At 37.1% G+C, this 14,332-nt stretch carries 10 protein-coding genes; 9 read left to right on the forward strand and 1 reads right to left on the reverse strand.

Features of this window, described 5'->3' with window-relative positions:
- Window position 1 precedes the first annotated feature (1 nt).
- The 5 genes from BXY75_RS14955 to BXY75_RS14975 all read left to right on the forward strand — a co-directional run bounded on the left by BXY75_RS14955 (window position 2) and on the right by BXY75_RS14975 (window position 6,975).
- Window positions 2–1,966, forward strand: coding sequence for an AAA family ATPase (locus tag BXY75_RS14955; protein WP_121908578.1), 1,965 nt, complete (start codon window positions 2–4; stop codon window positions 1,964–1,966).
- Between the two features lie 9 nt (window positions 1,967–1,975).
- Window positions 1,976–3,256, forward strand: a complete 1,281-nt coding sequence (locus tag BXY75_RS14960; RefSeq protein WP_121908579.1) for a DUF6638 family protein — start codon at window positions 1,976–1,978, stop codon at window positions 3,254–3,256.
- Window positions 3,253–3,774, forward strand: coding sequence for an MFS transporter (locus BXY75_RS14965; RefSeq protein WP_121908580.1), 522 nt, complete (start codon window positions 3,253–3,255; stop codon window positions 3,772–3,774). The genes BXY75_RS14960 and BXY75_RS14965 overlap by 4 nt, the downstream gene beginning before the upstream one ends.
- A 69-nt stretch (window positions 3,775–3,843) precedes the next feature.
- Window positions 3,844–5,511: a hypothetical protein gene (locus BXY75_RS14970; RefSeq protein ID WP_121908581.1), complete on the forward strand. Its 1,668-nt coding sequence runs from the start codon at window positions 3,844–3,846 to the stop codon at window positions 5,509–5,511.
- Between the two features lie 75 nt (window positions 5,512–5,586).
- Complete coding sequence (locus tag BXY75_RS14975) at window positions 5,587–6,975, forward strand: T9SS type A sorting domain-containing protein (RefSeq protein WP_121908582.1); 1,389 nt, start codon at window positions 5,587–5,589, stop codon at window positions 6,973–6,975.
- 13 nt (window positions 6,976–6,988) lie between these two features.
- On the opposite strand, the gene BXY75_RS14980 is transcribed toward BXY75_RS14975, so the two are convergent.
- Entirely contained in the window at window positions 6,989–8,887 is a 1,899-nt protein-coding gene (locus tag BXY75_RS14980) for a putative porin (protein ID WP_121908583.1), read from the reverse strand.
- A gap of 143 nt (window positions 8,888–9,030) precedes the next feature.
- On the opposite strand from BXY75_RS14980, the gene BXY75_RS14985 reads away from it, so the two are divergent.
- From BXY75_RS14985 to BXY75_RS15000, 4 genes are all read left to right on the forward strand, one after another.
- A complete protein-coding gene (locus BXY75_RS14985) occupies window positions 9,031–9,612 on the forward strand; it encodes a ribonuclease HII (protein WP_121908584.1) in 582 nt (193 codons plus the stop codon).
- A 225-nt stretch (window positions 9,613–9,837) separates the two neighbouring features.
- Window positions 9,838–11,220, forward strand: a complete 1,383-nt coding sequence (locus BXY75_RS14990) for a right-handed parallel beta-helix repeat-containing protein (RefSeq protein ID WP_121908585.1) — start codon at window positions 9,838–9,840, stop codon at window positions 11,218–11,220.
- An 86-nt stretch (window positions 11,221–11,306) separates the two neighbouring features.
- On the forward strand, window positions 11,307–11,711 hold the full coding sequence (locus tag BXY75_RS14995) for a LytR/AlgR family response regulator transcription factor (RefSeq protein ID WP_121908586.1): 405 nt from the start codon (window positions 11,307–11,309) through the stop codon (window positions 11,709–11,711).
- A 74-nt stretch (window positions 11,712–11,785) separates the two neighbouring features.
- Entirely contained in the window at window positions 11,786–14,245 is a 2,460-nt protein-coding gene (locus BXY75_RS15000) for a hypothetical protein (protein ID WP_121908587.1), read from the forward strand.
- The last annotated feature ends 87 nt before the right edge of the window (window positions 14,246–14,332 follow it).

Genomic DNA, 14,332 nt, shown 5'->3' on the forward strand with positions numbered 1-14,332 from the left:
AATGGAACACAACAGTACCTTTCCTATAAAATTATCTGAACTCCATGCATTGCGTGAGGAAGCCACTTCTTATTTAAAAGGTGTACAATGGGAACAGGGAAACAAGGCACGGAGCCGTGATAAAGACCAAAAAGACAGCTCCATCCTACTCTATCTTTCAAAAGCTAACGGAACTGCCTCCAGCAATCTGACTTCAGTTTCAAAAACCATATTGTCGTTGAAAAAACGATTATTACCCGACTCGGTAGCAATCCCTTTACATTTAAACAAAGCACTTTATTCGCTTCAGGAAGGATTGACCCTTGGAATTTGGCTGAAGGATAGCTATTACGATGCTTCCGGGCTTTCCAGTCTCAACGAGCGCAAATCAACATTGGATGTTGCACAACGACGTGAATTTGATTCAAAAATGCAGACGTCGACTGCTTTTATGCTCTTCGGAATTGCCTACCGTATTCTTTACGATCTAAAGGATGATGCATCGGACGATCTTAGTGTGATGAAACAAAAATTCGCAGGTATTCCTGAAGTTTCTTTGATGTCACCACTTAAAGGAATTTCATGCACGCTTTTCTATTACGATAAATATTTAAGTCATCCGGAAATAATCACTTCCGATATAGACGTGGTAAACTTCACTGTAGTCTTTTTTGAAGCCATGATTAGCGAAATTCAGCAGCGGATTGGCTCGTTGGAGTACACATCAACCATTACAGACCGTACTTATAAACTTGAAAAAAGTGAATTTGCGGTTTCAGGATGGGAGAATGTGTTTGAAGGAACCGCTAAAAGTGTTGAGTTCAATAAAGTAGAATTTGAAGAAATCGTGGGAAACCGGGATGCTAAACACTTTGCAAGACGACTTACCGAACGTATGATGAGTTACGATTTTGAAGCCAAGAAGAATCCGTTTCAGGAACTTGGGGGTTTCATGCCGGTGTTTATGGGCTACGGAATTCCAGGAACAGGAAAAAGTATGTTGATTGCTGCTATTGCAACCCGACTCAAAAAACATTGTGAGGAACTTGAAATTCCTTTTCTATTTCATCCTATGCCGGACACCTTGATTTCAACCTTTCAGGGAGGATCGGCCGAAAAGATGGTGCAATGGATGAAACCACTACAGGATCCTAATAAACTAATCTTCGCACCTATTGACGATGCCGAGAATAATCTTCAGGAACGAACCGCTCAAGGAGTTTCTGCTGGTGTAAAAGAAGTTATTGGAGTATTTCTAAGATATACCGAAGGTGCCTATGCAATTAATTATGGAAACAGCTCAATAGGTCTATTTACCAATCTACCCGAAATGCTTGATAAAGCCGTGATTTCGCGGGTCCAAGGGCGCTTTAAAATAGATGGAGCCCGCACTATTCCCGATTTTATTGATCAGGATTATTTATGGTGGAGAAAATTGGACAAAACCATGCCCGATTTTGTGAATATGAAAAACCCAAATGATTATAAATTTCTAAGTGAGCAGGGTTTAGCCAAGAATTTAGGTGAGATACTGAACATGACTGATAAGCCTTCCGAAGAGAAAATACTGAGTATATATGAAGAAACGGAAGCAAAACATAACAGCACCGAGCATTTGTTCTATGCCGAATTGTATAAAAATATACAGAAATCATTTCCGTTTTTCTCCTCAAGAGACATACGTAATATCCAATCTGCCGTTTCCCTTCGATTGACAGATTTTAATCTACCTGAAGATTGGTTCCAGGATGCTAATCTGTATTTTAAAAAGGATTACGAAACTAAATTTGGTATGCTTCAGGAATTGATGAAACAAAATATGAAAGGTTTAAACTTTTCAGATATCCGAAGACAAGAAGTGATTCGGTATTTGGATAATGTTGCGACTATTGCGGACACCGATTTTAAACGAAAAGTAGATGCCAGAGTACATGATATGAACGTACAAATGGAAGCACGACGCATGTTCGATGAGCCTGGAAATTAAATGTAATAAATGAGATTCCTGCTTTCGCAGGAAGTAAAGATGGACAAACTTAAAGCAGCAGGATTATTTGGAGGTGAGTTGGTAAAACTCACAGGATCGTTGGCTAGACGCTACAACGACTGTCTTGCTATGTTTGGTGTTTCACCTACTTCGCTTATTAGTTTTTCGATCGATGCTATGGGTTGGAGTCCTGAAATCGCGGAGGAAAAGGGAGATAATTACTATTTAAATATTGGAGAAGCAAACAGCAATGCTATTATTATTTCTCCAAATCAGATGGGGAAACCGGCGCATATGCCATCACACAGTTTTGACCGTGATTTGATGAATGCTGTATTTGTAGCTTATGAAAAACCCATTCGGGATATTACAAAAGATTCGGCTATCTGTCTGAATTTGGATCAAAACATAGATGCATTTTATGAATGTTTCGACCTTTTGCAATATGATACCGTGACAGTCACCTTCAGACTTTTAAATGATCTGGAAAAGCGACAAGATGAACAACTGGATCTGATTAAAAAATTTGATGAAGGAAATGCTTTTATGGATCGTGAGGTACATGCTAAAATATTGACTTCCGCAAAAACCTATGGCGATCTTAGAACAAGAAAGCTAAGATTGGAACCGCTTCCTGTACGAGTAAAATCCTTTTATACCAGAGCATTTGGAGGTGTTTTTATTCTGAAGGACTTTATAAAAGACATCATGATCTTCGAATCGAAAGAAGAATTTGACAAAGCCATTAAAAACATTTCTTTTGAAGGTTTGTTATTTCATAAGGACCACGATGAATTGATCGAAACCTTGGTAAGTCACCTTATCCTGGAAAAGGACCTAAAAAAATCGCTGAAAACACCTAGATATGAACGTATAAAGAAGCACATTTTTTCAGAATATGTAAAAAACCCTGCGCATTCGTTCAAAGAAATACTTGATAGTCACTTTCTATTCGTAAAGTATCTGAACGAGCTTGATGTAGCCATTCAGAAGAAAATAAACGGGGTGGAATTGTACTTTCAAAAACGAATCATTGACAAGAACATAAAACAAGAAGACTATATTGACAAAGCTTACAGTAAGGCCTTCTATGAACCTCATTCTTCACTAGATGAGGAACAAAAGGAATTGATTTATAAACTGCTCACCAAGATATCACCTATCGACCCTGTTCACTCTTATTGGTATGACAAAGCAACATTCTATAAGAACTTTAAAAGCTGGGAGGAAACCTATAAAGATTGGGTAATTGATCGTATCTTGGAAGAGAACAAAAAGCACGACCTATGACACTGGAAATCACCGTATTTATACTCGCAATCCTTTTTGGAATTATATTTTACTGGAGTGAAGCCAAAAGTAACAGGCTCTATCGGTTTTTTAATAAACTAACACATTCGAAAGAGCTTCAGATGAAACCGGAGAATAAAAAGGGTTTTATTCATAAGCAACCATTTTTATTGAGATTAGTATGGGTAACACTCTTGTTTGTACTAGCCGGAGTAATTGTGAGTGTAGCAACACCTATCAATGCCTTTTATGTGCAGTATTTCGTCACCGCCATTGCCGGAACATTAATTGGATCGTATATCGCTTCAGTATTTCTATTTGCACGTGATAGTACTAAAAAGGAAAATCTTGAAAAGGCATTTAAAAAAGGAAAAGACTTTGTAGAAGATGTTTCCGAAGATATCAGAGAAAATTTTGAAGCAGAGAATAAAGAAGTAGAAAACACAATTCCGGAGCCTGAAGCGGAGCCAAAAAAATCTGCTCGAGATCGTTTGAAAGATAAGGGGATGATAAAGTAGCTGGGAGCTGGGAGCTGGGAGCTGGGAGCTGGGAGCAAAAATAAAAACAATAAATTGTAACATACTAATATGATAAAGAGATATTGGCAAAAAGGTGGAAAGCAGAAGCGAATCGTTGTGATTAGTGCAATTATTCTGCTCATCCTATTGTTTTTCCTAAGAGATGATTATCAGCCGGCATTGTTATTTGTACGGAAGTATATTTTCCTTGTCCTTTTGGCGGGTATTTTTCTAGCATTTACATTGACAAAATTCCGTTCTGCATTAAATGCGGGAAGACGCATTCTCATTCTTTTGGGAATTGTTGCCTTTTTCGCCGCTGGATGGTTTTTCGGTTGGAAAATGGAATTGTATCAGTTTATGCAGACCTATAATGTCTTTAATAATCTGAATTTAGTAGAAATCAACGAACTCCCGTTAACACAAAACGAGAGAATTCAGCCGTACAACAACATCGTGACTATGGCCTACGAATCCATAGGTGAGACACAGGAAGTATCACCGCCTCAATTAGTTCGCGTAGACAGTACCAATCAGTGGACCATGGCTGTGCAACCGGCGAAGGAATATATGTGGCAACGCATGAACGATAATACCGAAGAGCTCTTTACCGTTGCCAGCACCTCCCCTTTTCCGCGATTTTCGGATAAGAGTCGGGTGCCTGTTACTTTTGCAATTGGTGAATCTTTGGCCTTTAGTCGTAATACTTACAATGCCGTAGTCCAACGATTCAATTTCTTTCAGCTATTTACCATGGAACCTAGCGAGGTCTTCTATATGAAAGATGATAGCGGAAAATGGGTGCAAGTCGTGAGTTTAATCAAATGGAAAGGATTCTTTTTTCCTTATCCTTCTTATGGTGGGGTGATGGTAATCGAAGCTGGAGAACATGATTTTGGCGATTATCTGGAACGAATTGCTATTGGAATGGGAACCTATATTTCACCAGAAGACACTCAGAAGCATCCGTTTCTAACGCGACAAAACACATTAAATGAACGAGTTTCCAGGCTTCAGGCACAATCTTTACAGTTCCTAGGCGGTTTTACAGATCCATTGCCATGGAATATGGAAACAGCGGTAAAAATACCAGATTTAAAGGATGATGAGAACCAGCAACCTTTTGTTACTGACTTCAATTTTGAAGGTATGGACGTTAATGCATTTAGCGGTTTGTATCACTGGTTTGGATTAGAACCTATAGGAGAAGAGCGCACAAGCCTTGCCTTTAGCGTGCTTGTTCCAGCCGATGGAACGGACGCGTTGTATTATTACAATCACGCAGCCAAAAAAGAAGGGCTTGCAGGAGTTTCGGCCATGCCATTAAAGGTCATCGAGTCTAAAAAAGAATACGACTGGTCTGTTAACAAGCCTGTAGAGTTTCGTCCGTTCGTGAAGAAGATCGCGGGTAGAAAACGGTTGTTTGTATTAAGCACCATTGCGGCTAAAAGAGAAGATAGTAAAAAATTCGATGGCGCGGCTACTCCCGATTTAGCGCTTATCGATTTGGAATACCGAGATGTGATTTGGGTAGATGCCAAGCATCCTTCGAACTGGGAAACTACTATTTTAGACCAATTGGGTGAAACCTGGAAGGCTTCGGAAGGACTTAGCGATCAAGATCTATATCCCAACAAACTTGAAATTGACGTCCAACCTTCCCAGGTTTTAGACAGTCTTAATATCGTTCCTATTTCCGAAGATATTCTGGAAAAAGTGAATGATAGCTTGAACTAAAATATTAGTATTGTCATTCCTAATTTTATAGTACTATTGCAATTCTTCATTAAACTTTTGAATTTTCATCTATTTATGAAACAACTATTACTTTTTTCAATTGCTCTAACTTTTTATACAAACACCTATGCTCAAATCGGATTTGAGACCCACATAATAGCCAGCGGGACTAATGAGGTCAATCGTCCTTACTCAGTAATCTCGGCAGACATTGATAGCGACGGATATAAAGACGTACTTTCTGCTTCAACAGAAGACGGAAAAATTGCTTGGTATAGAAACTTGGACGGGCTAGGAACATTTGGTCCTCAACTAATCATATCAGAAAATGCTGATTATGCAACATCCGTTTATGCAGCGGATATAGATGGTGATGGTGATTTAGATGTACTCTCCGCTTCATTTAATGATGACAAAATTGCATGGTATGAGAACCTAGATGGGCAAGGTACTTTCTCTACGGAACAAATAATTACATCTTTATTAGACAGTGCCTTAGTTATTTTAGCACAAGATGTAGATGGAGATGGAGATTTGGACGTGATTGCAGGTTCAAATGGAAATTCAGAAATTGTCTGGTTTGAGAATCAAAATGGGCTAGGTCAATTTAGCGGACCAATTGATATTTCAGAGAATAACACAGCTACAGAGTCGATACTTGCGATCGACTTTGATGGAGATAATGATATAGATTTAGTCGCTGCTTTAGACTATGAAAATAAAATAGTATGGTACGAAAATACCGATGGTCTCGGAAATTTTGGATCGCGACAAGTTATTACCGCTGATGTTTCTGCCTCCCTTTCCATTTTTGCTTCGGACTTAGATAATGACGGTGATTTTGATTTACTTTCAACTTCATTTGTAGAAGATGAAATTGTATGGTTTGAGAACATGGATGGAAATGGAAATTTCGGAACTAAACAAATTATTACCTCGAATGCAGATAGACCTTATGAGGTGTATTCAGAGGATCTAGATGGTGATGGCGATATGGATGTGTTTTCGGCCTCTCTAAGTGACAATAAAATTGCCTGGTACGAAAACATAGATGGAACAGGAAGTTTTGGAACACAACAAATTATTAGTCAAGAATTTGTAGGAGCCGTATCTGTGTTTGCCGATGATTTAGACAATGATGGAGACATAGACGTCCTTTCTTGCTGGTTCGGAGGTGATACAATTGCTTGGCATGAAAACACCGGACTTTTAAATGTAGATGAAAATACTCAATTACAGCTTTCAATCTTCCCAAATCCAACAAACAATATCTTTAATATCAAGTCCAAAACTAATATTATAAATGTTCATATTTACAATCAGTTGGGGCAGCTTGTATTGGAAGAAAATAATTCAGAAGGAATTGATAAAATACAAATTGATGATTTAAATGTAGGCCTCTATTTTGTGAAACTGAAGGATGCCAATGGTAATTATAGTATTCAGAAAATATTAAAATATTAAATCACTTTCCACTTTACAAAAAGAAATCCCAAACCAGACCGAAGCGTATCACAGCTCCCCTATAGGGATATCCGGGAGCCGAAAAATGATCGTTTGTGCTTTTAAAAAGGGTATTAAAATGTTCCCATTTAAAGAAAATACGGGTTTGTTTCACTTTCGCATTAAAGAAGAAATCCAACATAGGAAAACCGCCTAACTCTTGATCATTCTGCACATAAAACTCAGCCAATACTGGGTCGTAGGCATTCATATTGTACTTTGAAAAGTATTTAAAATTCACTCCCGTTTGCAGAAAAAGAGCCTTTTTAAATAAGTGATCTTCATAGTATAAAGACTGTCGTGTAACAATCTGTGGCACATTAAACACCGCATCACCACTTAACACCTGCTGAAACAACACAGTATTTGCCAAACCGAATTTCTTATATTTTATCTCTTTCTCAGCCTTTACTTTTAAATAATCTACCCGTTCGTTAAATTGCATCGGCGTTGGTGTCGAATCATTTTCTTTGATACCGAAGTAGGTATAATCATCGATTCCTGTGTAACTAACCGAAGCATTTAGTAATTTCTTTGAAATCAGATCAAAACGCAACTCCTGGGTTTTCACATTATTCAGGTCATTTTGCCAATTATAATTAACATAATCACTTTGGTAAAGTTGAAAGTTGAAATTAGGCGCCACCGAATGAATTGTTAAGGATGCTTCAGCCTTATTATCCTTATCCAAAGCAAATGAGGCTGCACCCCTTAAATAGTTTCCGTCATAATCGCCAGAGACATTCAATGCCGCTTTTCCCGAAAGTTGAAAGCCTTTATAATCCTTTTCATAGGCTGCCCCGGCTTCGATAATATTCTCTTTAAGTCTGTTGGTAATTCGACCATTATTCAGAATTAAAACAGAGTTATATCCATAATTAAAATCGGTATAACCTGCGAAGGCAGTGAGTTTACCTATTATAGAATTATTAAAATGCGCATACACCTTGGCATTAAAGTCTTCTAATTTTACGGTTTCCTTGAGATTGGCGAGCTCGTAAGACGGACCGAAGCCTGCATACGGACTTACCTGTCTGTATTCATAGAATTTATCTTCGTAACTAATAGTGTTTCCAATAGTAAGTACCGAATAATTGGTGCTATCTTTTTTACTAATTAACTCGTAACTATGGTCGCCATAGAACCGAAGTCCTTCCAATTTATTCTCGCCGTCTTCAAAATTAACATCCAGTCTTCCGCGATCGGTAAATTCGGGATCGTCATCGATAAACAATTGTAGCGAGTTATCGGTTAAGCCTCCATTCTCACGATTTAACACATCCTGAGCTGCAATATGAGCTCTGATATTATACCGTTTGTTTTTTGTGTGATAATTGGAAGTAAAGGTAAAATTTCCCGTACTAGTTAAAATATGCTGATAATTCCCAAGTGAACGAATTCCCTTATACGCAACCGAAAAATTAAATTGCTCGGAAGTATTTACTGTAAAAAACGCGTCTAATTGCTGTCCTTGTCTGAAGGCCGTTTTAAAATAGATTTCAGTTAAGGGTGTTGGGACATGATAATAATTGATATCCCCGATTTCGTAATAATTAAAATGATGCGATTGCGCTGCAAATAGGGGTTTCAAATTAAGTCGATCAAAATTATAAGCAAGCGAATTATAGGTCTGCCCAACATTACTGAAAGCTAACAATTCGAAGTCGTCTTTTCTCAGGTAGTTGAATTTGTATTCTTTCTGAATGCTTAACGTGGTATCAATATAGGTGGTATCTCGTTGAGCCGATATTATTCGATACAACTCAATTGGAGGTTTTTTTTGCTTTTCTGAAGGGTTCGGAGTACGGGATTCTTGTGAAAAGACAGTCGCCGAAACACTGAGTAAAAACAATAGTAAAAAGGTATTCTTCATCAATTTTTTACTTACGACGCAAAATAACAAAATAAGCATCAACTTTCACGTCCCAAAGTTCAAAGATATGGTTTCATTTGTGCTTTTATTTATTTGATCCCGACACTTTCTAAAGGAAATTGAATTTTGTAATTTGCCTAATTATGTTAAAGCTTAAAATTCACTCTCATCTATTAGAATGCGGCACCGATGAAGCAGGGCGTGGTTGTCTTGCCGGCCCTGTTACCGCTGCTGCGGTAATTCTACCTAATGATTTTCACCACCCATTTTTAACCGATTCGAAACTGCTTTCAGAAAAAAAACGTTTAATACTTAAAGAAATTATAGAAAAGGAAGCTATTTGTTATGCAGTTACACATGTAATGATGGAGGAAATTGATAAGATCAATATTTTAAATGCTTCGATACTTGCCATGCATCGATCTATTGAAAAGTTAACACAGCAACCGGAATTTATAGCGATAGACGGCAATCGATTTAAGCCTTATAAAAAAACACCTTATGAATGTGTGGTTAAAGGAGACGGTAAATATCTGCATATTGCAGCGGCTTCCATTTTAGCAAAAACCTACAGAGATGAATATATGACTAATCTTCATCGTGATTTTCCGGCTTATAAATGGCTAAAAAATAAAGGCTATCCAACTTTGGAGCATAGAGCTGCTATAAGAGAATACGGCATTACCCCCTTTCATCGTAAAAGTTTCAGGTTGCTTCCTGAATAACTGCGGCTGGATTTTTAGATCAAAAAACTTGAATACTCTTCAGGCAGGCCGGTTTGAAACTTTAAATTGTCTAATATTCTAAAAGTCCAACATACTAATTATCTAAAATACCATTCAATACACTATATCTCCGTTCAGCCTACAAATATTGCTATTCAAGCAATTAGATTGTTACAAACACCTAGTCTGAAGTAATTTTAATGAGAACCTCTAAAATATCTTGTTATGAAATTACTCTACTATTTATTTGTATTCAGTATTTTTTCCTTTCCTATTTACGCTGCTGATATTCATGTTCCTGCAGATTATACTACTATCCAAGAAGCAATTGATGCTGCTAATAATGGAGATACTGTGATTGTTGAAAATGGCATATATTATGAAAACATCAATCTTTTAGGTAAAGAAATTATACTGACGAGCAATTTTCATTTTACCGGAGATGTGAATGATATAATCAATACCATTATTAATGGAAGTCAGCCGGTAGATTCCGATTTTGGGAGTTGCGTCACTTTTACAAATGGAGAAAATCAAAATACTATTCTAAAGGGATTTACCCTGACTGAGGGTTCGGGAACAAAAACCTATAATCCTGCAGAGGATCTCTTTTTTAGAACCGGAGGCGGTATTTTAATCAACAATTCATCCCCCACGATTACAAACAACATTATTAGAGACAATGTCTGTACAGCCGAAACAGGCGTGTTTGGTGCCGGAGGTGGCGGAATTCGCATGGGATTTGGACAACCTCTGATTAAAAATAATATTATAAAAGACAATACGGGAGGATATGCAGGCGGTATTATGATCGCCTATTGTGGTGGCAGTACTCTTAAAAATAATTTAATTGCACGAAATACAGCAACTGGTTCTTTTAATGGTGGTGGCGGAGTTTATGTAGATTGGGAGTCGATTACTTTAGAAAATAATACGATAGTAAATAATCATTCCGGAGACAGAGGAGGCGGGATGATTTCAACAGGAACGTCGACTGTTGTGGTTAATTGTATTTTCTACGGAAACACAGCGACTAATGGATCTCCTCAGATTTACAAACGTTTTACGAATGGGAATGCAGAGGTTACCTATTCAAATATTGAAGGTGGTTTCGATGGGATGGGAAATGAAGAAGGGCTCATTGACGTCGATCCCATTTTCGATAATGTCTCGAATTTCTTACTGGACGCATCCTCGCCTTGTATCGACGCAGGAAATCCAGACAGCCAATACTACGATATAGAAAATCCCGCATCACCGGGAAATGCATTATTCCCTGCACAGGGTTTGCTTCTAAATGATATGGGAGCCAATGGCGGACAAGGAAGTGAATCGTTTTTAAGTGTTTCTGAAAGTATATTAGCTACCGGAGTGGAGTTTTTATATAAAAACCCTTATCAGAATGAAGGTATCACATTACAATCAAATAGAAGTGGTCATTTTGAAATTAACTTGTTCTCTTATGATGGAAAAAAACTTTCAGAAACCATTCAAATTGATGTAAATGAAGGTATTACACAAATTCCTTTAACTATAAACCATTCTTGTATTGTTCATATTGTGGAATCGAATGGTACTAGTACCGTTTTAAAATTAATTAAACTATAATAATTGTTAAGCAATAGGATTCTGTAAGTAAACATAAAACCGGTATTTTTAATCAGCAGTAATATTTATGATTAAAAACGGATGCTATGGCCTTTACATTACAATCAATTCATGACAGCTATTCTAATGAAGAAATTAGTGACAATTTACAATCATTATATAAATCAAGATTTCTTTCAAAAATAAATCATTCCATTTTTTCCATTCCGGTGACTGATATCCTGTATTTTAGTTTTGAAGATCACAATACTGTCATTATTACAAAATCTTATCGAACTTTTGTGATCGATTACAGTCTTGAAAATTTAGTGAGTTTCTTAAATCCGAAACATTTTTTTAGAATCAATAGAAAGGTCATTCTCCATATTGAAAGTATTAAGAAGATGAATCTATTATCAAAAAGCCGAATTGAAATCGTTTTAAACAATAATGAAAAACAGATAGTTAGTCGTTCAAAAACTTCTGCATTTAAAACCTGGCTCGAATATTAAAAACTGTTGAAAACAAGTCAATAAACTCTTCCATAAATTTAGTATCAGCATCAATTACTTACTATTTTTGTGCAATGATGGATTTTCTGAAAAAGTCGGTATTACTGTTTCTTGCTGTGATTCTATGGAATTGCGATGACAACGCTACTAGAAATGGCGCAATCATTGATTTTGTACCGGAAGATGTGACCACGGTGATAAAAATATCGGAGCTTCCCAATTCTGAAGGTGGGTTTATCACATTCAGATTGGATGTGAAAAATAATGATTTCCTTGCGGCACTTTCTAAAGAATCAACTTTTGCAGGGCTTTCAGAAAAAACACCAATTCTTAAGTATCTAAATCCAACCACCAATAGTTTGATTTGTATCTCTACGAAAACTGACGCTTCACCGGTTTATACATTTATTACTAAGCAGACGCCTCTTTTATTCGTGGCGGACTCCATAAAAGATAAAACTATTGAAACCCTTGAATACAATAAAAAAACAATCCAGCGAATCACAATCGACAATCAGACGGCCTTTACGAGTAGCAAGGACAGTGTTTTTATAGCCTCCAATTCACAGCAACAGTTACAGGATATTTTGGATGGTAAAACTCAAAAAGATCCGGAGTTTTCAAAGCTCTATCAAATTGAAAGTCGTGGTGATTTTTCGGTGATCTCTAAGGGCAAGAAAGTGATTCTTAACGATTCGACAGCAGTTAATTTTGCCTCCTGGACGGGAGTGGATATTAGCGTGTTATCGGGAGGGATTGCTGCCACAGGAGTTGCGATGGCAAGAGACACGATTCCGCAATTGCTTTCTGTTTTTCAAGGGCAGATTCCACAAAAAAATACGATTGCAAACATAAGCCCAACAGATGCAAAAAAGCTTTTGAGTTTTACGTTTTCGGATGCTGAGAAATTTCAGAAGTCGATGCAACAATTTAGGGGAGTAACAAACAATGAGCCTTTTTCCGGACTCTTCGGCGCAATAAACGAAGTTGGAGAGATTAGTTTGGAATCTGGCAAAGCGATAGTACTTTCAAGCATTGATCCTACTTTGACTGAGGAAGCTCTTGCACGTTTTATTTCAGAAAAAAACGATTATAGAGAAGTTCGAATTAGTTCGTTTGCAGCTTCGGAAGTGTTCTCGACTGCCTTTTCGCCTTTCATTCAGAATATAAACCCAAAACTCTCATTTAGCCTAGACAATTTCTTCGTTTTTACTGAAACTGAAGAAGTCGCACAACAACTTATCACTGCATATAAAAATGGTGACGTCATTAGTAAAACAGCTTATTATGAAAAAAACATTGCAGAATTAAGTGACGCCTCTTCCCTATTGCTCATTAAATTACAAGGCGATGTACCAACAACCATATCCGACTTTTTCACCAATGCTTCTGGATTCCAATTAAAATCACATCCAATTTCTGCCCTTCAGTATAGTTACGACAGAGATTTTGCCCATGTAAATTTTGTGAGTTTGGAGACTACGAAAAAAGCACAAGCGCAGGGTGTTGTTTCCGAAGTATTTAGTGTAAAATTAAATGAAAAACTTCTTGGAACTCCTCAATTTTTCAGTAATCACAGAAATGGTAATAAGGATGTAGTAGTCCGGGATATTGGCAATACGCTACATTTTATTTCTTCCAGCGGTAAAACACTTTGGAAGAAAAAACTGGATGGTCCAATTTTAGGAAAAATACAGGAAATTGATGCTTTGCGAAATGGCAAAAAGCAACTGGTCTTTGCTACCAGTAGCACGTTTTACGTATTAGATCGTACTGGAAAACCGGTTTCACCATTCCCAATAAAGTTTAAAGATCCAATAACGCAACCGCTTTCTATTTTTGATTATGACAATAACCGAAAATATCGTTTTCTTATTACTCAGGGAAAGGAAGTTTTTATGTACGATGTTAACGGCAAGATTGTCAAGGGGTTCACTTTTAAAAAGGCAGATTCTCCAATTGTGCTTTCACCTCAACACATTCGATTAGGGAATAAAGATTATATCGCAATAGCAGAAGAGAATGGCAAACTGAATTTATTAAGTCGTGTAGGTAAATCAAGGATTACAGTAAAATCTAAATTCGAATTCTCTGATAATCCGATTGCTAAAGAAGGTAGTAATTTTGTGGTTATTACGAAGGATAATATAAAAGAATCCATCTCTCAAAGTGGTAAAGTGAGTACCCAAAAACCTGAAGTATCCGGTTCTTATTATTTTGTGATAAATGGAAGTACGAAGGTAACATTGGATGATAATTTACTTCGGATAAATGGTAAATTAACCGAGCTCCCTTTTGGAGTTTATAATCAGCCGCAAGTATTTTCAGTGAACAGAACTACCTATGTTTCAGTTTCAGAAACGCAGGAAAACAAAATCTATCTCTACAACAAAGGTGGCGAGCTTATTTCCGGTTTCCCAATATATGGAACCTCTCAAGCAGACTTGGATGCCCCTTCCACAGGCAAAACTGTCCTTTTAGCGTTTAAAGGAGGAGATGATGAAATTCTGGTCTATGGTTTTAGTAAAAATTAGTTAATACGTAACAGCTATTGGTACAATAGTACCATAGCTAATGTTCCTATTTGACTATTATTGCGTATCTTTTAATTAAGATTAACA

It is taken from the genome of Ulvibacter antarcticus (assembly GCF_003688405.1).
In the GTDB taxonomy this organism is placed as follows: Bacteria; Bacteroidota; Bacteroidia; order Flavobacteriales; family Flavobacteriaceae; genus Ulvibacter; species Ulvibacter antarcticus.